Origin of the sequence: Allobosea sp. BE125 (assembly GCF_031456075.1) — a bacterium.
Taxonomy (GTDB): Bacteria; Pseudomonadota; Alphaproteobacteria; order Rhizobiales; family Beijerinckiaceae; genus Allobosea.
In genome coordinates this window covers 437,917-459,897 of the sequence record NZ_JAVDTY010000003.1, presented here as the reverse complement: position 1 = coordinate 459,897, position 21,981 = coordinate 437,917, and the positions used below count along the sequence as shown (strand labels likewise).

Here is a 21,981-nt window from a genome sequence, read left to right as displayed (position 1 = left end):
CATAGTCCCCACTCGCAAACTGGGGGGAACGGGCGTGAAACTCTGGACGGTTCTGCCGACGCTGCTGGCGCTGACGCTGGCGGCTTACTCCCCCGTTCGTGCGGAGACCTGCGCGACACAAGACGGGAAGGTCGCTCCGGAGTGCAGGTGCCCTTCCCAAACGAAGCGGATCTCCAGTGGCGCGCTCTGCAGCGTGCAGAGGCCGGAGGACCGGGCGGCCGGTTTGCCATCCTGCTTCGAGCAATATGAGTGCAGGCCCATCGCGGCTGCTGCGCGCTCGCCGCGAACCATGATGATTTTCATGGACTGGGGCCTGGCCACCGTGTCGCCCTCCGCCGGGCAGATCATCGAGGCCATCCGCGAAAGCATGACCCCGTCTTCTCGCATAACCATCTCGGGTCACACCGACAGGTCGGAAGAACGCCCCGCCCAATTGGCTCGGGCGCGCGCAGAGGCCGTTCGCGAGGCGCTGATTGCAGCGGGCGTGCCGGGCCGGGCCATTGTTCGTCTCGACGCCGCCGGTACCCGCGGACTGCCTGTTGCTACCTCGGCCGGGGAGCGGGAGCCTCGCAATCGCTTTGTCTCCGTGACGATCCGTTAGGCTTGCGCCGTTAGCGGCAGCGATCGCTACGCCTGCCTTGAGCAGCCATTGACCGAAGCCGTCGCCCAGGCGCAGCGTCGCGGTCGCCGTAGCTGCCAACCCGCGAGGACTGAGCATGGAACGCCTGCACAAGGGTGCCTGCCATTGCGGGGCGATCGCGGTGGAGTTGCGGACGCCGCGCGCTCCTGATGAGCAGGTCATCGGCGCTTGCCAGTGCGCATTTTGCCGCAAGCACAATGCCCGCACCGTCTCCGATCCGAGATCGAGCGCCACGCTGATGGCGCGCGAGCCCGAGCAGTTGCAGCTTTACGCCTTCGGGCTGAGCACCTCCGAGGTGGTGATCTGCAGGCGCTGCGGGGTCTATGTCGCGATGCTGGTGACGGATCAGGGCGAGGCCTGGACCACGCTCAATATCGATGTGCTCGACGAGCGTGCCGCCTTCACCCGGCCGGCCGAGCCCAGGGATTTCAGCGCCGAGGCAGCCGAGGGCCGCATCGCGCGGCGCAAGGCGCGCTGGATACCGACGACGCTCATCGGCTGGCCGGCGGAGCGCTGAGGTTGGCGCAGCCCTCGTCCCTCCACAGCCTCCTTACTCACCACAGCCCTCATCCTGAGGAGCCGCGAAGCGGCGTCTCGAAGGATGCTCCAGATGATTCCGAGCCTGCTGGAGCATCCTTCGAGACGTGCCTCCGGCGCTCCTCAGGATAAGGGTCGAGGACTGCCTAAGGAACGTCTCACGATGATGCGGCGACGAAGGGGGTGTTTTGAATTTGTCGAAATAGATTGCCAAATACCCAGGGATTACACTGCCAATACCAACGTAAGGTTATGCAGATTAACAGTTGTGGCCGAATTTCGGCATGGTTATGACGCTGCGATATCTTGTCATTCAGTTTTTATTCATTTTTGGATTGTTAAACCTGCCCTACACGTGATGGAGGGTGCCATGGGCGCGCTAACTCGAATCGGTATCGCTGGTCTCCTGGCGGTGGGTATCTCTGCAGCCTCTCTGCCGCTGTCGACGGCCGCGCAGGCCCGCGACGGCTTCAATGGCGCCTTGTTCGGCGGCATGGCGGCGGGCGCTCTCGTTGGCGGCGCGCTCGCCGGAGCCGGGCGCTATGCTCCGCCGCCGCCCTATTACGGGCCCGCACCCGTCTATGCCGGGCCGCGCTATTACGAATCCGACTGCTATGTCACGCGGCGCCCAGTTTATAATAGCTGGGGCGACTTGGTCGGCTACAACCGCGTCCGCGAGTGCGATTGACGCGAAAAGCCGGCCGGCTCTCCTGAGCCGGGGACAGGCGCGTTGCGCCGGTGACAGGCCGGGCGAGATGCGCGATGCTCGCCCGCATGATCCGAATCGCCGCCCTCATCGCTGTCGCCATCACCGGTCTCGCCGGCGAGGCGCTTGCCGCCGGAGCGTGCCGGCCGACGCTTGACGGCAAGGACCGCATCGAGCGCAGCGGCGCCTGCCCGAGCGGCTATTATGTGCGCGGCGCCTGCTGCGAATCCTTCCAGGCCAGCACGCAACGGGCAGCCCCGACGCTCGGCAGGAAGACCTGCCCCGCCGGGACCGTTGCGAGCCTCGGGGCTTGCGTGACCGGCAAGTGAAGCGCAGCCGCGCCGCGCGTTAGATTCCCTTCCACACAGCCCCCGTCATTGCGAGCGCAGCGAAGCAATCCAGGAAGGCTCGCTCGACGGCCCCTGGATTGCTTCGCGGAGCCTGTACTCGGGCTTGCCGAAGGCAAGGCCCGGGTGCTCGCAATGACGGGGGCAGCGTGACGGAAAACGCTTAACCGCGCCAATCAGCCGTCATTCGAGGAATTCAATTCGTCCGGCGTCAGGCCTTCATCGTCGCTGCCCAGGCCCGCGGCCTGCCGCAGCGCATCGTTGATCCGGTCCTGCCAGCCGGGGCCGCCGCTCTGGAAGTGCTCCAGCACCTCGCTGTCGATCCGCAGCGAGACCAGCTCCCGGGCTCCGGGAATAGCGGGCCGCTTCACGGCCGGGGCGGGGACTTTCGGTGGGGCCGGCTTGAACAGGGCTTCGGCCTTGTCCCGGAGATTGACCGGTCGGCGGGGTCTGTCTTGGCTCATCGAACTTGGCTCATCGGAGGCCTTGGCGTTGTGCGTGGTCGCGGCGACATCGAGCCCGCTCGCCAGCAGGGTGCGGCGGTCGGGCGTGTCCATGCAAAGGCTAGTGGCTGCCGCGGCCGCTGTACAGGACGGGAGCGCGTTTGCGCTGCAGGTCTGGCTCAGACCGAAACGTCCACCGCCCCGCCGAGGCCTGGCACGGCGCTTCTCTCCTGCGTGCCTTGCGTCTCCTCGGCCGGCTTCGCCTGCTCGGCGCTCTTGTTCGCTTCAGTCGCCTGCTTGAGCTGGGCTGCACGCTGCTCGGCTGCCCGCAAGGCCTGCTCGGCCTGCTGCACGGCGGCGCGGTCCTGCTGCAGCGTCTTGTCGTCGGCCTTGTCCTTCTCGTCGGCGGCAAGCTTCGCCGATGCCGTGGCGAGCGCGGCCGAGGCCTGGGCGGCGGCCGCGTCGGCCTGGGCGAGGGCGGAGCTATTGTCGCTGCCGGCCGACGCCGTGCTGATGGCTGAGGCGGCGCTGACGCCTGATATGCTGCTCATGACCGGCTCCGGAGCGCGCGCCGCGCGCGCGATTCGCCTGAGCATGCCGGGCAAGTTGTTCTGGATTGTTTCTATTGCGTTGCCATTGGCGCTCCGGAGCCGGGCAGGGCGGTGGTTTGCGTGGCGCCGCTTGGCGTTGATTCAGCGGCTCGCAGCAAAACCCACGCAAATCTCCACGGGACGGCTTGTCAAAGCGCGCGGCAATCGGGCATAGAGCGCGTAACGGAGACGTGGCCGAGAGGCTGAAGGCACTCGTTTGCTAAATGAGCATACCCCACAAGGGTATCGAGGGTTCGAATCCCTCCGTCTCCGCCATTCCATCAAAAGGGCCGCGATAGCCCTCCAACACCTTGAACGGCATAGTGGTTTGCGGTGTTCTAAAGCCTGCATCCGGACACCACTCCAGATGACGGGCGAAGGTCAGCCTGAGTACCATTTTTCGCACCTCCAGATTGCCGTTTTCCCAGATAAGATAGGGGTTTGCGAGGAATCGCAGCGCCAGTTCTAAAACCTGCTCGAATGTGCCTTGGCGCTTGCCGTCCGAAGCTTGCCGTTCGGCCAGCGCGATCTTCTGACGTTCGAGTTCCGCGATCCGTTTCTCGTAAGCCGCGACGACCGTGTTGGACGTGGCGGAGACAACGCGATCGAGCAGCGTGCCGATTTGCGTTTCCACGGCCTGGCGTTCGCGCGCGCAGGCTTTTGTGATCTCGCTCGCCTGCGCCAGACGCTGATTCCAGGCGTCCTTGAACATTGCTCTCGCCGCCGTCATGAGGCCCAGCGACGGCGTCAGTGCCTGGAGCAGTTCGGCAAACGCACCTTCGATGCGTTGACGTTTGATGGACTTGCCGTAGCGGTCGCAGCCTTTGCCAAAGCACATGTAATATCCGTGCTTGGCTCCCGTCTTCGAGGTCGACCACGACGCGGTGAGCGGCTTGCCACAATGCGCGCAGGCGATAGCGCCGCGCAGCGGGAAGTCCGCGCGTATGTCGGCGCGGGCGGGCGCGTAGGCCTCGCCGTTGAGTCGGCGCTGCACGCGCTCGAACGTGTCGTACGAGACGATGGGCTCGTGCCTGCCCTTGTGAAGCGGCAGGCCCCAATCGGCGGGTGCCTGCATGTAGCCCGCATAGATGGGCTTGGTCATGATGTCCTTGACCAGTTGCTGGCGCACTTTGCCATGGCGGTTCTTCGGGAAATTGGGATGAGTCGCGAAGAACCGGGCCAGCTCTATCTGCTGCTGGAAGCGTCCAGACGCGAAACCTTCGAGGCCTTCCTGAATGACGGACGCCAGTGGCTCGTCGCGCACCAGCACGCGGCCTTCGCCCGCCTTGTGGACGTGCTTGAGACCAACGCATGCGATGAACGGCCAGTAGCCGTTGAGGAAGCGGGACCGCATCCGGTTCTTTGTCTGCTCGGCGCCCTTCTGGCGCGCGTGCTGGCTCACGGATGCCAGCAAATTCTCAACCAGGATGGAATCGGAATCCTCGCCGAACTCGATGGACGGGCTTTCCAGCCGCGCGCCGACGCCAGCGATGGCGCTGCGCAGATCCAGATGCGCGCGGATGTCCCGCGCGAGGCGCGATATGTCGTCAATGAGAACGACATAGCTGGCGCGTTTCCGGTTGGCGTGCAGATAGGCCAGCATCGCTTTCATGCCGGGACGGTCGATGAGGCTGCCGGACACGGCCTCGTCGCAGAAACTGCGCTCGACCGCGTAGCCCTTCATCCGCGCGAATTCGCGGCATCGGGTTTCTTGCGAGGCGATGCCGTGGCCTTTGAGTTTTTGCGCGACGCTCGACACGCGACCATAGGTCACGGCGATGAGCGTCTGATCGATTTTGCTTGAGGTCATGTCTCCTTCCTTTCCTGCACGCGTCCGACGAGCGGCGCGGCAGATGTTGTGAATTGGGATGCGATGGACTGGATCGAGGCTAGCGCGGTGGCTGAATCGGCGGACAGAGATTTCGAGCGGTCATACACAACCTCGCGCGCTTCCTGGACGGGCGCGAGGGGCAGGCCCAGATCGACAAAGGCGACCATGATTGACCACAAAGCGCCCAAAAGTTCACGGCTCTGCGCATCGGATACGTCGAATTCCTGAACGTAGGGCAGATAGGCTTCGACATCGAAGCTCAGGGCTGTTGACTGGCCCGGCGAAAGCCCTGGCGAGGGGCTCTGATCATTTTGCATCGGCCTTCTCCTCTCCAAACACGGCATGCCGCCGTAGAACAAACCAAGAACAGCATAGCTTAAACCAAACAAAAGATAAAGGAATTTATTCCTTAGATTTTCTAGGCATGAGATAAGAAGCACAAAGCAGTCCGCGCGCAGTGGCTAAACGCTCATACTCTTCAGCGTCCCGTTCGAGAATTTCAGTCCAGTGCGCGTTGATTAGGAAACCGGCGGACAGGCCGTTGCATGAGTCGAACGAGGACATGACCTCCAAACCCGCGAGGCGAATGGTCACGTAGCTCAGGTCGACAATATGACCGAGGGCGGCGCGAAGCGTCGTTGGAGTCAACCTGAAGCGGAATGCCACCTCGTCAATCGGCATCGAGGGGCCGCCGAGGCACCAAAAATGGCGCGTTCGTTTTTCGATGAGGCCGCAGGGAAAGGTGGACATTGCGAACCCTTTTTCAGGCGCGGATTCCCGGCCCTTCGAAAGGGATACGTCATAAATTCCGATTATACAATATGGGAATTCATTTTCCCAGTGATGGGAGACGCTTAGGCTTCAGCGCTCCTTTTTCCAGGCGGTCTATTTTGCCTTTAACTGAGCGGCGCTCCTTGGCGTCGAGCCTAGAGTAGTCGCCCGCAGCAGCTTTTTGGATCCGAAGCTCCAACCGATCGTCCCGTGACGGCATTCGAAACTTGGCTGGCAAGTTAGAAAATCCAAAGCCTTTAAGTGAGAGGTAAAGCTTAGGATCGTTGCGTCGAATGTAGTCGCGAATTTCATTTCGACACAACGTAAAATAATCGCCGTACACATCCTCGATAAACTTCAGAAGAACGGGCTTTTTCTCAGCGTTAGATCTACCCTTAAAATTGTATTCCCAAATCTTCGATGGCTTAATGGGGAGCGAGGCGGCATCTTTTTGCTGATGAGCCGCCTTCTTAAATTCCACCTTTGTTTTTTTAATCGATATGCTGCCCCCTAGGTCCAAATCACCTAGAGTATCCAATAATTCATCAATCAACCTGATTTCAAGTTTTTTAATAGATTCTCCTGGCAATATGAACTTTATAGCTAAATTCTCAAAGTCTTTAGACAATGCAAACTGCGACGTATTTGTTCCCGTAGTCTTATATTTACGGAACTCGGCAAATAATTTACTTCGCGATGCTGACAGATTTTCAGACGGAGACGGTGGCCGTCGTTTCTGAGGGCGTCCGAATACGTCGCGCCCTCTTCTCTGAACCGAAATTATCTGCACCTGCCCTTCCCGCCCAAGCTCGACTTTCCTCCAATATACAGCCTCTAAAATAGGAAGCTCGCGTCGGAATGCGGCCAGCCAATCGACAAATTCCGACAACACGAAGCGAAACTTGGACTCCTCCCACGGAGCACCACTCGAATCTGCCTTTTGAATAGGTTTTTTCTGAAGGCTCATAATTGCAGCCGCACCATTCAATCGAACGAGCCACTGGGTGTTCGAGACTCGAGGTTCATGAGCCACACTTTAGTGCAAGGTCGTATGGTTGGACAACGTCGGGCCGGGCCAGGACGGCGACCGGAAAAGACAACAGGACTGGACGGCACCCAAGTCGCCAAACCGGCAAACCAGAGAGCGCCAGAGAGCGCGAGATGTCCGGTGAGCCGGTGAGACGCAAGATGTGTGGCGTAATACGCCACCATCTTGGCAGGGGGCTGCTGCGCGCCCCCGTGCACCCCCAAGCCTTTGGCGAATTCCAGCATCGAGCCTCCATGCGCCAAGCGAAACGTCCGCCGTTTCATCGCGCTTAGGGAAAGGCCTCCGTGCCCCTCCCCAAGACCCCACCCAGGCCACCGTGATTGCCGATGGAGCGCAACCAGGGACGTATGCCGCCCTGGATCCCGCACCATGCTTTCGCGCATGGAGACGACCGAGAGCCTTCGTGCCCTCTGGCACCTGACCAACCCTACACGGGTTGGATGCCGCCAGCGTTCCGCCGCTGGACCACATGCGCCCGGCAAAGGACTGCTCCGATCCCCGAATTGGCTGCAATTCAGTTTACTGGGGACGAAACAGCCCCCTCGTCTTCGCTCTACAAACCACTCATGTTAAAGTACCTGATTGGAGGAAGACCGCGTGTTCATTCAACGTGTCATCATAAAAAATTACCGGTGCCTGCAAAAAGCGGACGTGGTTCTGAACGAAAAGCTAAACGTTATTGTCGGAAATAACGAATGCGGGAAGTCAACGCTGCTCGAAGCAATTCATCTTGCCTTAACCGGCCAACTCAATGGGCGCCCGCTCGTTGTCGAGCTGCACCCGTATCTTTTTAATCTCGACACGGTTGTCCAATACATTGAAACGCTAAAAAAGGGCCTTACGGCAGAGCCGCCGTACATACTTATAGAAATATACCTCGCTGACGATCCGGCTCTCGCTAAACTTCGCGGAGACAACAATTCTCTCGGCCTGGATCTTCCTGGTGTTTCACTTTTGATTGAACCAAACCCGTCCCATGCAAGCGATTTCGCCCAATACGTCGCCGATCCTTCGGAAATCAGAACCGTCCCGGTAGAATATTATTCAATCAAATGGCGCGACTTCGCCGAAAACGATATTATCAATGCGCGCAGCATTCCCTTGGACGCTAGCCTGATCGACGCCAGCACCATCAGGAACAATACAGCCGCAAGCCGCTATGTAGTTGATATCGTTAAAGAGAGTCTCAGTTCTACGGAGAGGGTTGATCTTGCTCTGAGCTATCGGCTCATGAAGGACCGCTTTCTGGAGCAACCAAAGGTCAAAAATATCAATGATGCTTTGGCACTGAAAAAGGGTGGGATCAGCGACAAGACGATTTCCGTCTCCCTCGACACCTCTGCGCGCGCGAGCTGGGAGGCGGGGATCATGCCGCATCTGGACGACATTCCGCTCCCGCTGGTTGGCAAGGGCGAGCAAAATTCTGTCAAGATCAAGCTCGCGATGGAGACTTCCGCGAAATCGCATATCATCCTCATCGAAGAGGCCGAAAATCATCTCTCCTATGCCAGTCTGAACGAGCTAATCAGCCACATTTCCGCCAACGCTGGCTCGCGGCAGATATTTATAACGACCCATAGCAGCTTCGTGCTGAACAAGCTGGGGGTGCAATCGGTGCTGCTATTCCAGCGCGGCGAGGGTATTCGCCTTACTGATTTGAAGGATAGTTCGACGCAAGATTACTTCATGAAGCTGCCCGGCCACGATACGCTCCGATTGATCCTGGCAAAGCGCTCCATTCTTGTTGAAGGTCCCTCAGATGAGCTGATCGTTCAACGGGCTTACGTGAAGAAGCACGGCAAGATGCCGCTTGAGCACGGTATCGATGTTATCTCGGTCAATTCGCTTGCCTTCAAGCGTTTTCTTGAGATTGCGGTAATTCTCAAAAAGACCACCGACGTCGTGACCGACAATGACGGAAATGTTGCTGCCATTAAGAAGAAGTATGCTGACTATCTTAGCTCTTCTGTCGTCTCTATTCAGTATGACGATGACGAAGCGGCCAGCACTCTTGAACCGCAGCTCATGAAAAAGAATAAGCTCCCGGTAATCAATGCTGTCTTAAAAAAATCATTTACCGATGAAGCTTCGGCCATAGCCTATATGGTGGCCAACAAGGCTGACACGGCCCTGAGGTTTTTCGAGACAAGCGTGGACTGGTCCCCTCCGGACTATATTGACCGTGCCCTCGGCTAGCCGCGTCATCATTTCCGCCGCAGGCGGTGGCAAGACCACGCGGGTGGTCGATCAGGCGCTCGCTGCGACCGACGGGATAACTGCGCTCGTCACCTACACGCGGAACAATGTGCGCGAAATTCGGCTAAAGGTGCATGCGCGCGTGCCCATCATTCCGATACATGTCGAGGTGATGTCATGGTACTCCCTGCTCCTTCGAGAGATGGCACGTCCGTACCGAAGGGCACTACACAAGAGACGGATCGAAGGCATTCATTTTATCGAGGGCAAGTCGGTCCCGTATATCCCCGAAGCCAAAACAGCCCCCCATTACTTCCTCGACGGTGGTCGCATCTACTCCGACAAAATCGCGAAGTTTATTTGTGAGTGCGACAAGCTGTCTGGCGGTGCGGTTATACGTCGCCTCAAGGCGCGCTTTGCCCATATCATTATCGACGAGATTCAGGATTTGGCTGGTTACGACCTAGAGGTATTGGAGCTCATCCTGAAGGCCAATATTCCGGTGTCCTTCGTTGGAGATCATCGGCAGGCGACGTTTTCTACCAACAACTCGGCTAAGAACAAGGCCTTCGCCGGCCCCGCTATCGTTAAGAAGTTTGAGGCTTGGAAGAAGGCCGGGCTGATCGCCATGGACTACGAATGTCACACGCATCGGTGCAATCAAGCGATCGCCGACCTAGGTGATGGCTTTTTCCCAAGCGAACCAAAAACCAAATCCCTAAACACCGTCGTGTCCGGCCATGACGGCGTGTTCCTTGTCGCCAGCGCGGACGTAGATGCGTATGTGAAACAGCACAACCCGCAAGTATTGCGCTATTCCGCCGCGACCAAGTGCGATCTCGACGATGCGATGAATTTCGGTGCGTCCAAGGGGCTCACTTTCGATCGAGTGCTCATCTTTCCGCACGGCAAGGCGGTTTCCTGGCTGTCGTCCGGAAAACTCAGTCATGTCGAGAAGTCAGCTGCCAAGATGTACGTGGCCACGACGCGGGCGCGTTATAGCGTTGCGTTCGTGTTCGACGGCAAGACTTGTGGCATATCGGCGACCCGGTGGGACCGCAATCAACCTCCAAAATGATAAGCCAAGATGGAAAAAACCGCAGCGCCGAAAAGTGAAACCATCGCTTGCATCGGCTGGGGCTCGCTTATTTGGGACACGAGCCGCCCCTTTTCAGTGAAGGGAAGCTGGCGTGATGATGGGCCTAGCTTGCCGCTCGAATTCGCCCGCCAGTCGGCAGACAACCGAATGACGCTTGTACTGGTCGATATGGACCACCACACCCCCACGCTTTGGGTAGAGTTGGACGCCACGTCCCTTGACCAAGCGGTTTCGGCGCTCGCAGAGCGGGAGGGTGTGCCCAACAAAAGGGTCATTGGTCGATGGCCGAACGACGGCGAGGAACAGTATCTGCATCAGAGCGCAATCGCCGAATGGGCCATAGGTAAAGGCCTGACTGGCGTCGTTTGGACTGCGCTTCCGCCGGGGATGAAAGGGTGTCGCGGCACGGTTCCGACACTCGCCGAGATGAAGACCTACTTAGTAGCGCTGAGCGGCCTAGAGCGCTCCGGTGCAATTGAATATATCCATAGAGCACCCAGGCAGATAGCGACGCCCTACCGCTCTGAACTAGAAATTTCCTTTCCGGTTCAGCATCATAAAGTGAGCGATCATGACTGAACCCGGGGCGGAATCTCACGACGCGCAACACGAACTGCTCGATGCGTTGAACGATCAGCGCGAAACTATTCCGACGTTCGAGGCGTGCGTTAATGCGCATGGAATGTACGAGACGATGCGCTTCGTTCTCCGGCTCAGTCCGCGCAATCACGAGCTGATGGCGATCGTCGAAGCCAACTCCTTTGATACGGATCCCGTAACGTCAGAGGTGATACAGGCCTACTCGACATATATTCACGAGACAATCCACTGGTGGCAGCACGTCGGTTCGACCTCCGGACTTCTGCTTAGTCTGAGCTACCTTGCACAGCTCCACTCCAGCATGGGAGAACTTAAGGAAGTGCTCGCCACTTTCGGACCCAAAAAGCCACTAAAGGGTTGGACCGATCAAGTTTTGTCAGCCGAGGGCAGTGCGGCCCAAGCGAAGCTTGCTTCCGCTAATATAGCCGTCAACAATGCGATCGATGTAGAATACTATAAATCCTACGCGCTTGATCCACGCAAAAATATCAGATGGATGATGGAGGAGAAACATTTTGAATCGGTCGGGCACGGGTATTTTGTAGTTTACAGTCAGCTTGTGGGTATGGTCGCGGCGCTAATCGACCCCGATTTCGAGACACTTCCCAAAATACAAGAGTGGGATCCGGAAATTCTGAGGCTTAACACTGAAAAGTGTGAGGGCTTCTATTGGAGATCACCCGTCCAACTGCCTGCGGTAGGCATGCAGGCGATTTACGAAGGGCAGGCGCGGTTCATTCAGCTCCAGTTTCTGGATGATACTCGGGGTGAGTCGTTATCCTGTAAAGAGTGGCGCGAAATGGGGTTCCTCTCCGGCATTTATGTAGAGGCATTCGAAGCCTTCCTAAAACTCTCCGAAACAGAGTGGCCAGAAAGAATGTCAGATCCCGTAATGGGGCTGTTCCTCCTCGTGTGCGATCTAGCGATCAACCCAACACGGGGTTTTCCTATCGACGTTGACAGCTTTGAAGATTTCATCCTCGATGTTGACGTAGGCATCCGCTTCACCCGGCTGTGTCTAGCGGTCAAAGCGCTTCCCCATTTGAGACGTGCGGTGGTTGATCATTCAAGGGAAGAATATATCGCGATTACAACCGAACTGTCTGACCTTACGGAATATGATTATCCACTTACCGGGCTTCAGAGAATCATCAAATGGATCGACGAGACGCCTGGTCTCAAAGCGCTCATGGAGGAGCATCGGACGTTTGAGTTCGATCAAATGAATCTGCCCACAAGGGTCTTCGTTTCTCACTTCGTTGCGTTTTGCAAAGACAGGTATGCACATCCAGAATTTTTCTGCTGGCCCGGTCGATATTTATCGGGCAGCAGGGATAAACAGGACTCTAGGGAAATTTGGCTGCGCCACCTTTCTTTATTCGCCGATCGAGGAGATAAAGACGGAGTGTATCCGAGAAAATGGCCAATGCGATCAGAAGCGGCAGTCAAGAAGACATTCGATAATTTCTATGGAACTATGGCGCTCTATGACCTGACACGCCAATGGATTTTAAAGAATGGCCCGTTCATCTGTGATTATCGGTGGCTGTTAGAGAATTACGATCAACAGCGTGCGGATACTTGGGCGAACGACACATTCAAGAAGGTGTTCGGCGTCACTTTGGACGAGTTCGAGATAGTGCAGTAAATTACGATGATTTTTTTGTTGATCAGTGTGGTAATATTGGGTGTGTTGCCCTCCTAGATAGGGACGATAATCTCGAAGCATGGCAGTGACCAAGCCTATCCACACACTTAATGCACGCGGCAATATAATGCTGGAGGTGATGCGTGATCATTTTAAACTGACGCCTCAGCACATGCAGCGTGAGATTCAGGGCATGCGTCGTATGCTGGAAGATGCACTTTCGAAGAAGGGCATATCGTACGAGAAGTTGAAAAGCGCGCTTGTTCCAGATCAGAAGCGCCGTGAGATAGCACTCGTTTTCGATACACTCACCATTGAATCAAGCTGGTATGGATTTGACGTTTTCAAACGAATTATTCCTCTCTTAGAGAAGAAGAGTAACCATAGTATTCTGGTGGGAGACTACCTTGATCAACCCGGTCAGACGGATCGGCTTTTTGCAGCGTTCGAGGAGTCAGTTAATCTCCGGCGCAACGTCGAATTCCGTCATCCGACGCAGTTTTACATCGTCTATCTGAATAATTTGTCGGCCTCGATGATTCAACGGTTCGACGAAGGGCTCAAGGACTATGAGGCCTATGTCGGCTTTGCCGATACGACGTATGCGTCTGTCTTCAAGTTATATCTGTCGACTATGCTGGTTAACCTCGGAATCAAGCACGGTTCGCTCTTCATCCAAGGCCACGAGCCGGATCGCCCCGAGACAGACGATGTGAATATGTGCGGATATCCGTTCGAGGCATCCGGCTTTGTATGCCGAAGCATCTCCGCGGATTTGGAAGGGGTGCTCCTCACTTATAAAATTGAACGCCCGGTGTTCCAAGGCTTCGAAGTCGATACCGAGTTCGCTTTGAATGCCATAAGCGTGCAGCCTTTGCCGCTGGACGATTTCACGATCGAGGTCGAAGATGCGAAACTCGCTTACGTTAAGAGCATAAAAGAAGGCTCTGTCGAGCGCGCCGGGTTGGAAGCAATTACACCTGCCGAGCTTGCGGGCCTGATAAAGGCCAAGATATCGGCAAGCTACATCTACAATCTCGTCTTCCTCGCCGAGCACGATGTCGCCAAGTTTAACGTAATCATTGAATTGCCTTCGCGAGCTTCGCGCGAACCCACGCGCTTGCTAGCCGCGCTGGAATACAAGCCGGATCAAAAGGTTCTGAGACTTCTCACTTTGTTTTAAGAGTTCGGCCACTTTTTGAGCTTCACTCTCAGCGCCTGACTATCGCTTTTAACAAAATATAGGGCGTAAAAGGGCGGGAATGTCTTTAGCCGCCCGCGCGCAATTCAGGCGTTTCTCCTCGTTGATCAAGGAGTTCGCCGAGCGCAAGAATGTCCGTCGCCAACCTAGTTTCGAATTTCCGGTCAAGGCCTGATTGACGAGCCAAATTAACAAACTGGTTTTCGCCAATCACGAGGTCCGCATACGGGATGGCCGCACAGAAAGATTGCATATCCCGAAAATCATTCTGATCAATCGGTCTGCTCTGTGCTTCAAGTCGCAACGCAATTTCGCGCTCAATGTAATAGACCGGCACCTCATTGATAATGCGGCGCGCATTCGTTGACCCCACATCTTGAACGGTCTGCCAAGGTATGCCCATTCCGTTTGCAAACCGGATGATGCGTTCCACATCATCGATCATCAGAAGCGCACTGTAGATTCTCCGACGCATGGACACGGGTTCGTTTGCGTGTCTGGCGCGTCGATCCTCCACCAGCGCTCGCAGGCGTTCAGAGCCATCGGAAAAATTGCTGACTGCAGCCGTTCGGACAGCCTCCGACGTTCCGATCAGATACTCGTAAAGCTGGGCGGCCGGGTCCGCACGAATGAAGCGAACTACCCTTTCCGAGATCCGGAGCCCCAGCCGTTCGTCGTTCCATTCGGCGAAAGCTTCAAAAAAGACACTCGACAGAAACCAGTGCGGCTCACGGACAGGCAGGGTCAGCCTGCAACAATTGGCTAAAACCGCGCCCAACTCCGCTTCCAGGCGCCTTTGCCGCCCACGAAAGACGAGCCCTCGGCTGAATGCGGCTTGCATGAATGCCAGATCATGGCGCCGCTCCGGACTGTTGACCTTTTGCGTTTCGTAGATGTTTGTGGACGTGAGGGGCAACGCCAGCGAGCCGGCATCAATGCACTCACGTATGCGCTTCAGAAGCGGTTGTAGACCGGCATGTTCATCCGGTCGCTTAGCCGCGCGGGCCAGCTCAATCCATTTGTTCTGATCGAGATAAACGATACGCAGACGCTTGTTCCAGACTTTGGTTGCCCTTATCCATCCTAGTGTCGAAATGCGCCTGCCAGAAGCGCCAATCTGCCACTCTACAAATCCGCGTCCTACGACCGCGCGAATGCCAGCAGCGCGCGGATGTCGTGACTGTCGGCTGCTTGGAGCGCGGTGACATAGCCCCGGCGCAGCGTCCCAATATCGGCCAGACTGCCACCGCCCCAACTGAACGGCTGGCCGCCCAGCCGTTCGATCAGCAAATCCGCCATCAGCCGCGCATGACGCCCGTTGCCGTTCGGAAACGGATGGATCGCCACAAGGCGGTGATGCAGGCGCACCGCGATTTCATCCGGCGGGAAGGTCTTGTGCTCGACCCAGTAGCGGATGTCGTCGAACATGGCGGGGACTTCAGCGGGGATGCGGTAGGCTTCGATACCGATATTGCGCTCGGTCCGGCGGTACGTCCCTGCCCATTTCCAGACATCGCCGAACATCCGCCGGTGCAGTGTTTTCGCGAAATCCTCGCTCAGGATGTCGGCGGGATTGGTGCCACGGCTGCGGCGAGCCCAGGCCGCACCTTTCACGATGTTTTCCTGCTCGGCCTCGTTCAAGTCGCGCCGATGCGTAATCCAGCTCTGCTTGAGGTCGTCGCGCTCCGAAGGGTCCAGCGGCGTGGCGTCATCCGGTTCTTGAAACAGATCCGTCACGACCGCGCCCACAGATCGCGGTCTTTCAGCGTGTCGCGGATATAGGACTCGATACGCCGTTCCATGTCGGCATCGCCCGTGCCCTGCGCTTCCAGCTTCATCGTATGCGCGACGCGCCCGAGATCATGCAGGGCGATGGCGCGGGCGCGGTCAGTCACGACGCCTTCCAGCGACGTGTTGGGAACCAACGCATAGACCAGGGTGCAGTCGAGGGCTTCCGCCGCACGGCGCAGCGTATCGAGCTTGATGGAGCCGGTCGCTTCCGACTTCTCCAGCGCGTCCACGCTTTGCGGGCTGACGCCGAGACGCCGGGCAAACTGGACGCCGGTCATGCCGAGTGCATCCCGGATTGCCCGGAGCCATCCCTTGGGGGGCTGCTTGTATCGTTCGATCGGCTTCAGCGGCAAAAGCCGTTCGTCGAGGCGCTGGCGGGCGCGGTGTCGCGTGTCATTTTTCATATCAGAGCCTGATCCGTACTATGCGTTATCAGTCTCTGGTATGATACATCATTGCATTAAATCATGCTACAGCCTTATTTTACTTCTGTATTATCAGCCTGTAGCTTGTTTTTTATTTCCCCCAAATCTCATATAAATCGTTATTTTTCAATATGATAATGCAATTTAAGATATGCCGCATACCCAATTTGATACCCGATTATACCCAATCAGCCGTGATGCTGGCCGCGCGTTGTGGCCAGCATCACGGAGAACCGAGACAGGGAGCCATGCCCCTACCGCGTCCCCCACGGACTCGGCAGCGTGTTCGCCGCGCAGTAGCGGCTTCTGAATGTGCCGTACTCGTTTTTCAGGGTGTAGGCGGTATCGCTTTCGACGGTGATTTCCGCCGCGATGCTGGACCGCGATTCATCGCGCGCGGAGGTGCATTCCTGCCGGACGCGATACGTGTTGCCGGTCTGCGTCAGAATTCTCATCCGGCACTGCGCGGGCCCGACGCCGAAAGCTGTGCCGCCGCTATAGGTCGAGAGCGTGCCGTGCGAGGCGTTCCCGCACGGGACGTTCGCCACGTAATGCCCGCGCCTGAGCGGGAACGAGTCGGCGGACATCGCGGGCTGCCCGCAGCCCAGGATGCCGACGATCAAAAGCAGGCCTGTCATTTTCTGCATGGTCTTCTCCGGATGATTGCGTGGCGGCATTCCGGAGCGCGAGGCGCTTCCGGAATGCCTTGAACGTCAGGCCGGGCGCCTTGTTCTGCCATAGAGAAACAGGCCGCCGCCACCGAGCAGGATCATGATGCCCGCGATGCTCAGATAGGGGACGGCGGTCACGCCCTGGCACAGCGCATAGCGCGAGCTGAACAGACAGCCGTTATAGGCAGAACTCGCCGCATCACCGTTGCGCACCGCCTCCTCATAACACTGGTCATACTGTCTGCCGCCGGGGCTGCCGAACAGACCGCAGGTCGAGGTGCCGAGTTTGTAGAAATCGGGCTTGTTCCCCACCCACATGATGACGGCGAACAGGAACAGGGCCGCACCGAAGCCGGTGGCGGCGAGCGAGATGGTCTTGATGTTCACGGACTGACTCCACTGATGGGTGATGGGATTTTCTCGTGAAGAAGGGCCAGGGCGCTTCTGCCCCGGCCCTTCCCTCGTCAGCGGCGCTTACTTGCGCTTCTCGCTCTCGCTGCGCTGGCGGGCGACTTCCGCGTTGTACGCATTGCGCACAACAGCATCGTTGATGGTCTGCGGTGTCACCATCGGCGTCTGCGGATTGAGGTTGAAGTTCTGCTGCGCCTGTTTCTGGGCATGGTCGATGTCAGACATGGTCATCTCCCTTGATGAGCGGCCTTGAATCAAAAAAGCCCCCGGAAAATCCGTGAGGCTTTGCTATGTACGAGAAGGTCAGGTGGTACGACAGACTTGCCTATTCTGTCGCGTATGCCGGAAAATACGCGCGATTCCCTTGCCGATGACTGAACGTCGTGCTAGCAATTTAAGCGCGAAAGGCGCCCCGACGCAGCGTTTGCAAGGGGTTGAAGGCGGTCAACAGAATAGGCAACACTGTCGCGTCCCCTCGTCGGCCTTGCCGGATGGGACGATCCAATGCCGGTTCTTCGCGCGCCAAATGCGAGCCTCTACACACAGGGCGGACAGCGGAAATACCTCACCGCCGCAGAGCGTGCGCGCTTCCTCGATGCGGCCGAACAGTGTGCGCGGCCCGAGGTAAAAACCCTGTGCCTGACGCTGGCCTATACTGGCTGCCGGATCTCCGAGGCTCTGGCGTTGCAGGTCGGGCAGGTCGGCATGGATTCTGGGCTCATCGCTATCCGCAGTTTGAAAAAGCGCAGCCGGACGATCGTCATGCGCGAGGTGCCGGTGCCTAACGAATTGCTTGTGATGCTCGACGCCGTGCACGGCGTGTCAACGCGCAATGCCGATGCATGCCTGTGGCATTGGTCGCGCAGCCGCGCGTGGCAGCTCGTGAAGCAGGTCATGGTGGAGGCGGGCATTCCCTCCGGCATCCATGCGACGCCGAAAGGATTGAGGCACGGGTTCGGGCTGCACGCAGTCAATTCCGGCGTCCCGCTCAATCTGGTGCAGCGCTGGCTCGGCCACGCGAGCATGACTACCACCGCCATCTATCTCCAGGCCATGGGCGAGGAAGAGCGGATTATTGCAGCGCGGATGTGGATGTAGGCAGAAGCCCTGTCGGTTTTGGATTTATCGGGCATCGCGTGAAGAACCGCCTTGCCTTCGGGGGCTATTTAAAAACCCTCGCCAGCGCTCTATCCGCAGCTCGCCGCAGGCGCATTCGCGGAGTCACGCAGATAGCGCCGGCCAAAACTACTGCAAATGGGATAGCCTGTGCATCCCTTGCCCGTGGCGTTGACCTCGCTGACTTCCATCTTTCCCCATACCAGATAGCCCGGAACTCGTTGCGGAAAACAGGCCGCCGCTTTGCGCGCGATCTGCACACCGGCGTCGAAAATTGCTTCCGAGCACTCGCTGGCGTGCGAGGGGCTGCATTCAGCAGACAGAGTGGGGATGATGATCTTGTCTCTATAGGTGTTCATAAAGCGTTTGAGTTCCGCGTCGAGCTCATTCGGTTTATAGGCAAAATGAGCACCATAGAGTTGTGGGCTGATCATGTCGGCGGCAGCGATCAATTCGAGATGAGATCTATCGTAGCCATTAGTGCTGACCATGATTTTTGATCGTGGTGTCGTTTCACGAATTGCCTTCACAAGCTCAGCGCTTGCCTTGCTCGTCTCTATGCTGTCGGCACAATTTCTGAATTTGGAACGCTTGCGTGATTTTTCAGTCCAGTTGTATTCAAGATCAAGCTCAATCGTAACACCACCAAATTCAGCGGCAATAGCTAAAGGTTTATCTCCGCCTTTTAGAGAATCTAGAAAAGCACGTGACTGAAACAAAGGGCTTAACGTGTAAACAGTGCTAATATTTTCGTCAGCTAGGGCTTTTGTAAAGCCGCGCAAGCTAGCAGGATGAAAGTAGCCGTTCGGGCCTTTGTAATCGAATGTCGCTTTGCAGTTGGCGACATCGATATTTTCGTTCAGCCAAATATGAACTTCAGATACGCCGTAAGATTTTATCTCGTCAATCGCGGCTTTTGTTTTTGCGGGGTCGCTGCCTACGCCGTTTGTGTCTCTAACATTCCAGTAAAGCCCACGTTTTGGCGCGTCAGCTGACGCGTTCGATGCAAAAGTCGCGACGGCAAACACGCTCGCGATGAGCGATTTAAGAAAAAATGCTTTCACGCGCCCATCCCCGGATTCAGGAATTGCTATACAACCATAGTTGTTGGATCTTGCAACCTGGGATTTAAAGCAGGAGGGGCTGGCCCATGCGCGCGTGGATTTCAATTTTTGCGGGTGTCCTTATGTTGGAGGCTGCGCACGCCGCTGAATGCCCAACCATTAATCCGATTGCCAAGCATGGCTCCAATACCGCCTGGAAAATCGAAAACGCCTTGGTGTACCGCACCAATATATTGAAGGTGGATGCGGACGGAGCTCCGAATTCCTACCGTGTCGATGGCAGAGGCCTTTCGTTTACGTGCGATGGCGTGGCCGCAATCGAAAACGGGCGGAGGGTCACAACAAGCGATCCCGACTGGCAATCAAAATGCCAGACTGCATGGGCCGCAGCAAAAATCAGTGGAAATTACAATAGTGTGGCCATTTTTGGCTTCATGAAAGATAAAGTAACAGGCCAGCCTGCCATCCAGAAAGCTGGCGACCCACTGCCGGGTGAAGCCTTTATCTCGACAACTTTTGTTGAGGTTAAGGATGCGGCAGAAGGCACGCAGCGTCGATATATCGACGCCACAGCTATTCCGTATGTTGTTTTACCTGAGGCGTTCCGGTCGGCCCATAATGTACAAAATGGTGCGCTTGCCGCAGTGTATCGACCTAAAACCGGAAAGCTCGCCTACGCCGTATTTGGAGATACGGGTGGTCGTCTTGACGAGGCGTCCGTACGTTTACAACAGGATCTTGGCGGCAAGCCGTACGTCAAAATGAGGGGCGTCCTGCGTGCTTACACCAACATAGAGGACCAGGTAGCGGTGGTCGTTTTCCCTGATACCACATCCAAACCACGTCTCGATATCGACGCCTGGCGCGCTGATATCAACGAATCTGGCGCGGCTGCCTTACAGAAATGGGGCGGCGCGGAGCGCCTTAAAGCCTGCACGGCAAGAAATTAGAGCACAAGAAGGCCTACCGCGCTGGCCACCTTCCGATGACGGGACGATCTCCGGCTGCGCTCGTCGCTGACTACTGACGATGGCGAGCTTCGCGCCACTTCAGCACTGTCGCCCTGCACGTTTCAATGACGGCAAGCGGTCGGCGCGCGCGTGAGTCGACCGCCATCTATCTCCAGGCAATGGGTGAGGAAGAGCGGCGCATCGCCGCAAGGATGTGGGCATAGACAAACGTCCAAATTGAGTGATTTGACCGTCAGAGGGGGGCAGTTAAACCGCGCAAATCAGTCGTTCAGCGCCGTCTTCCTTGGAAAACTATAAATATTCCGATGAATATCGTCAAAAGAACGCAACATAAAAGCCATGACAACGTAAGGATCATCCGAACAATTGTTATAGACCATTCCGTCCACAGCAACTCAGCCCGGTACTGCGCGTCAGCAAGCCTTTCCGGAGTGAGATCCGGGCACTCTTGAGAAAATGCTAATTTTACTTCGGGTCGACATACAAAGCCTTTTATAGATCGAGTTGATGCATTGGGAGCCTGGTAAGTGAATTGCGAAAAAGTCGACAGGTAGACAACGCTGGTAAAAGCCAAACTCAGAACGACAAAAATCATAGATTTTTCTACAATTCGTCGGCTTTTTTGTTTATAGAACTGAAAAGAAATAATAAGCCCTAAAAGCTCGACTATCGCCGTTAGTATCATGATCCCCGGTGGCCATGGCGGAGATATTTTCGCCAGATAAGCAAAAAATGGCACAACCGCGCCGCCCGATACCGTCAATACAGACAGACTGCGAAATCGCCTCAGCGTCTGCAAAAAATCGTCATAACCAGACATCGTAGTTATTCCTGCTACTGGCTTACCCTCCATATTCTTGTTCCGGCACCGCCGTCTCGCAAATTGTCAACGTCCATATCAAATATCTTTGAAGAATTAGTCCAAGTTACCAGAACCTTATAACGTCCAGCCATATAGATCCCGTCTTTCTCGGAAGCGTAGTCGGTATAATGATCGCATTCAGATGGCTTAGAGGCGTCTAGTTTTTGAAATTTACACAAATCAAAATAAATCTTATTAATAAACTGAACACGGATAGCTTTGGGATCAGTCACGATTTTCACATCGATCTCTCCGTCGCCGCATTCTGTGGCTGTCGGTAAAATAACGGGCAGACGTCTATTGTTCTTGCGACGGTAATCATTCAATTCCGCTGCCAATCGTTTAGTAAAACTGTTTCCATTTCGATTATCGACCATTTTCCTTGATAGACTAACAGCTATGATGCTGTCCCGTTCGTACGCAGAAATTTTTGAAGCCCAGGTCGAAGTTGGATAGCCTGTAGTTTTGAGCATCGCCTCCATATAAAGCATCTCAAATGCAAAATTGATAAGATTTGTGCTTTTAATTTTTTTTTGTTGACCAAACGCTAGTGTCGTATCAGAGCATGTCATTAGCGTCCGACGATCATCATTAATGTCGATGTCCGTTCCGGACGGCATAAGTGAATTAATGCGCTGATCTGATTTTAAATACTTCTTTATAAAAAAATAATTGCTTTTCGGGTCGTCAACCATTTTCTGAGTTGAAGTCTCGGCTATCGCTGTCGAGCACAACATGCTTGCAATCATGGTACCTGCAGTCAGCTGTCTCAACATCATTGACCCCAGTGCTCAGCAATCTTGACGACTAACACACCACAAAGAGGCACCTTCTACAATCAGGTTTGCGCGTCCGTGGTATCCAGTATGCGACTAAAGCTCCCAGCGAAAATAGTGCCGAGTAGGTCGCGAAGTCCGGTGCTGTCTCAAGCGCGTGGCTAGGTAGCATCCTGTCGCTTCTCAATTTCTGGCACATGACCGTCCTCATTCATGGAAACCTGACCGGGTCCGGCT

25 protein-coding genes, 1 tRNA gene and 1 pseudogene are annotated in these 21,981 nt (G+C 56.2%); 12 read left to right on the top strand and 15 right to left on the bottom strand.

What is annotated here, in order from left to right:
- Positions 1 to 34 precede the first annotated feature (34 nt).
- The 4 genes from J2Y55_RS10660 to J2Y55_RS10645 all read left to right on the top strand — a co-directional run bounded on the left by J2Y55_RS10660 (position 35) and on the right by J2Y55_RS10645 (position 2,212).
- Positions 35 to 601 carry an OmpA family protein gene (locus tag J2Y55_RS10660; RefSeq protein ID WP_310151939.1) on the top strand — a complete coding sequence of 189 codons (567 nt, stop codon included), beginning with the start codon at positions 35 to 37 and terminating at the stop codon, positions 599 to 601.
- Positions 602 to 716: 115 nt separating this feature from the next.
- Entirely contained in the window at positions 717 to 1,157 is a 441-nt protein-coding gene (locus J2Y55_RS10655; RefSeq protein ID WP_310151936.1) for a GFA family protein, read from the top strand.
- Between the two features lie 390 nt (positions 1,158 to 1,547).
- Positions 1,548 to 1,865 carry a hypothetical protein gene (locus J2Y55_RS10650; protein WP_310151933.1) on the top strand — a complete coding sequence of 106 codons (318 nt, stop codon included), beginning with the start codon at positions 1,548 to 1,550 and terminating at the stop codon, positions 1,863 to 1,865.
- A 74-nt stretch (positions 1,866 to 1,939) separates the two neighbouring features.
- Positions 1,940 to 2,212, top strand: a complete 273-nt coding sequence (locus J2Y55_RS10645) for a hypothetical protein (protein ID WP_310151930.1) — start codon at positions 1,940 to 1,942, stop codon at positions 2,210 to 2,212.
- 194 nt (positions 2,213 to 2,406) lie between these two features.
- Here J2Y55_RS10645 and J2Y55_RS10640 read toward each other — a convergent pair whose 3' ends face one another.
- The gene (locus J2Y55_RS10640) at positions 2,407 to 2,694 is read right to left on the bottom strand and encodes a BrnA antitoxin family protein (protein ID WP_310152049.1); all 288 of its coding nucleotides are present in this window, start codon (positions 2,692 to 2,694) and stop codon (positions 2,407 to 2,409) included.
- A 158-nt stretch (positions 2,695 to 2,852) separates the two neighbouring features.
- A complete protein-coding gene (locus tag J2Y55_RS10635; protein WP_310151928.1) occupies positions 2,853 to 3,224 on the bottom strand; it encodes a hypothetical protein in 372 nt (123 codons plus the stop codon).
- A 224-nt stretch (positions 3,225 to 3,448) separates the two neighbouring features.
- Between J2Y55_RS10635 and J2Y55_RS10630 the strand changes: the two genes are divergently transcribed.
- A tRNA-Ser gene (locus J2Y55_RS10630) sits at positions 3,449 to 3,539 on the top strand.
- A gap of 541 nt (positions 3,540 to 4,080) precedes the next feature.
- Here J2Y55_RS10630 and J2Y55_RS10625 read toward each other — a convergent pair.
- The 4 genes and pseudogenes from J2Y55_RS10625 to J2Y55_RS10610 all read right to left on the bottom strand — a co-directional run.
- Positions 4,081 to 5,073: pseudogene (locus tag J2Y55_RS10625) on the bottom strand (recombinase family protein); the annotation flags it as partial.
- Positions 5,070 to 5,411 (bottom strand): hypothetical protein, encoded by a 342-nt coding sequence (locus tag J2Y55_RS10620; RefSeq protein ID WP_310151925.1) that lies wholly within the window; start codon positions 5,409 to 5,411, stop codon positions 5,070 to 5,072. The pseudogene J2Y55_RS10625 and the gene J2Y55_RS10620, both read right to left, overlap by 4 nt.
- Before the next feature lie 85 nt (positions 5,412 to 5,496).
- The gene (locus tag J2Y55_RS10615; protein WP_310151922.1) at positions 5,497 to 5,844 is read right to left on the bottom strand and encodes a hypothetical protein; all 348 of its coding nucleotides are present in this window, start codon (positions 5,842 to 5,844) and stop codon (positions 5,497 to 5,499) included.
- A 79-nt stretch (positions 5,845 to 5,923) separates the two neighbouring features.
- Positions 5,924 to 6,832, bottom strand: a complete 909-nt coding sequence (locus J2Y55_RS10610) for a hypothetical protein (RefSeq protein ID WP_310151919.1) — start codon at positions 6,830 to 6,832, stop codon at positions 5,924 to 5,926.
- A gap of 678 nt (positions 6,833 to 7,510) precedes the next feature.
- Here J2Y55_RS10610 and J2Y55_RS10605 point away from each other — a divergent pair.
- From J2Y55_RS10605 to J2Y55_RS10585, 5 genes are all read left to right on the top strand, one after another.
- Entirely contained in the window at positions 7,511 to 9,109 is a 1,599-nt protein-coding gene (locus J2Y55_RS10605) for an ATP-dependent nuclease (RefSeq protein ID WP_310151916.1), read from the top strand.
- Positions 9,096 to 10,187 carry a UvrD-helicase domain-containing protein gene (locus J2Y55_RS10600; RefSeq protein ID WP_310152046.1) on the top strand — a complete coding sequence of 364 codons (1,092 nt, stop codon included), beginning with the start codon at positions 9,096 to 9,098 and terminating at the stop codon, positions 10,185 to 10,187. The genes J2Y55_RS10605 and J2Y55_RS10600 overlap by 14 nt, the downstream gene beginning before the upstream one ends.
- A gap of 9 nt (positions 10,188 to 10,196) precedes the next feature.
- Positions 10,197 to 10,787 carry a hypothetical protein gene (locus J2Y55_RS10595; protein ID WP_310151913.1) on the top strand — a complete coding sequence of 197 codons (591 nt, stop codon included), beginning with the start codon at positions 10,197 to 10,199 and terminating at the stop codon, positions 10,785 to 10,787.
- Complete coding sequence (locus J2Y55_RS10590) at positions 10,780 to 12,456, top strand: hypothetical protein (RefSeq protein WP_310151911.1); 1,677 nt, start codon at positions 10,780 to 10,782, stop codon at positions 12,454 to 12,456. Before J2Y55_RS10595 ends, J2Y55_RS10590 begins: the two co-directional genes overlap by 8 nt.
- A gap of 79 nt (positions 12,457 to 12,535) precedes the next feature.
- Positions 12,536 to 13,639: a hypothetical protein gene (locus J2Y55_RS10585; protein WP_310151909.1), complete on the top strand. Its 1,104-nt coding sequence runs from the start codon at positions 12,536 to 12,538 to the stop codon at positions 13,637 to 13,639.
- An 85-nt stretch (positions 13,640 to 13,724) separates the two neighbouring features.
- Here J2Y55_RS10585 and J2Y55_RS10580 read toward each other — a convergent pair whose 3' ends face one another.
- The 6 genes from J2Y55_RS10580 to J2Y55_RS10555 form a co-directional block, all read right to left on the bottom strand.
- Positions 13,725 to 14,498: a hypothetical protein gene (locus J2Y55_RS10580; RefSeq protein ID WP_310151906.1), complete on the bottom strand. Its 774-nt coding sequence runs from the start codon at positions 14,496 to 14,498 to the stop codon at positions 13,725 to 13,727.
- A gap of 299 nt (positions 14,499 to 14,797) precedes the next feature.
- Positions 14,798 to 15,394 carry a mobile mystery protein B gene (locus J2Y55_RS10575; RefSeq protein WP_310151903.1) on the bottom strand — a complete coding sequence of 199 codons (597 nt, stop codon included), beginning with the start codon at positions 15,392 to 15,394 and terminating at the stop codon, positions 14,798 to 14,800.
- Positions 15,391 to 15,852, bottom strand: a complete 462-nt coding sequence (locus J2Y55_RS10570; RefSeq protein ID WP_310151900.1) for a mobile mystery protein A — start codon at positions 15,850 to 15,852, stop codon at positions 15,391 to 15,393. The genes J2Y55_RS10575 and J2Y55_RS10570 overlap by 4 nt, the downstream gene beginning before the upstream one ends.
- 275 nt (positions 15,853 to 16,127) lie before the next feature.
- Positions 16,128 to 16,520, bottom strand: a complete 393-nt coding sequence (locus tag J2Y55_RS10565; RefSeq protein WP_310151897.1) for a hypothetical protein — start codon at positions 16,518 to 16,520, stop codon at positions 16,128 to 16,130.
- Positions 16,521 to 16,586: 66 nt separating this feature from the next.
- The gene (locus J2Y55_RS10560) at positions 16,587 to 16,931 is read right to left on the bottom strand and encodes a hypothetical protein (RefSeq protein ID WP_310151894.1); all 345 of its coding nucleotides are present in this window, start codon (positions 16,929 to 16,931) and stop codon (positions 16,587 to 16,589) included.
- A gap of 87 nt (positions 16,932 to 17,018) precedes the next feature.
- Positions 17,019 to 17,180, bottom strand: a complete 162-nt coding sequence (locus J2Y55_RS10555; protein WP_310151892.1) for a hypothetical protein — start codon at positions 17,178 to 17,180, stop codon at positions 17,019 to 17,021.
- Positions 17,181 to 17,459: 279 nt separating this feature from the next.
- On the opposite strand from J2Y55_RS10555, the gene J2Y55_RS10550 reads away from it, so the two are divergent.
- Complete coding sequence (locus J2Y55_RS10550) at positions 17,460 to 18,053, top strand: tyrosine-type recombinase/integrase (RefSeq protein WP_310151890.1); 594 nt, start codon at positions 17,460 to 17,462, stop codon at positions 18,051 to 18,053.
- Positions 18,054 to 18,142: 89 nt separating this feature from the next.
- Here the strand turns inward: J2Y55_RS10550 and J2Y55_RS10545 are convergent, their stop codons facing one another.
- Positions 18,143 to 19,135 (bottom strand): hypothetical protein, encoded by a 993-nt coding sequence (locus tag J2Y55_RS10545; protein ID WP_310151889.1) that lies wholly within the window; start codon positions 19,133 to 19,135, stop codon positions 18,143 to 18,145.
- A gap of 86 nt (positions 19,136 to 19,221) precedes the next feature.
- On the opposite strand from J2Y55_RS10545, the gene J2Y55_RS10540 reads away from it, so the two are divergent.
- Positions 19,222 to 20,085 (top strand): glycoside hydrolase family 75 protein, encoded by an 864-nt coding sequence (locus J2Y55_RS10540; RefSeq protein WP_310151887.1) that lies wholly within the window; start codon positions 19,222 to 19,224, stop codon positions 20,083 to 20,085.
- 289 nt (positions 20,086 to 20,374) lie between these two features.
- Here the strand turns inward: J2Y55_RS10540 and J2Y55_RS10535 are convergent, their stop codons facing one another.
- Both J2Y55_RS10535 and J2Y55_RS10530 read right to left on the bottom strand, forming a co-directional pair.
- On the bottom strand, positions 20,375 to 20,926 hold the full coding sequence (locus J2Y55_RS10535; protein WP_310151885.1) for a hypothetical protein: 552 nt from the start codon (positions 20,924 to 20,926) through the stop codon (positions 20,375 to 20,377).
- 14 nt (positions 20,927 to 20,940) lie between these two features.
- On the bottom strand, positions 20,941 to 21,744 hold the full coding sequence (locus J2Y55_RS10530) for a hypothetical protein (protein WP_310151882.1): 804 nt from the start codon (positions 21,742 to 21,744) through the stop codon (positions 20,941 to 20,943).
- Positions 21,745 to 21,981: the final 237 nt, after the last annotated feature.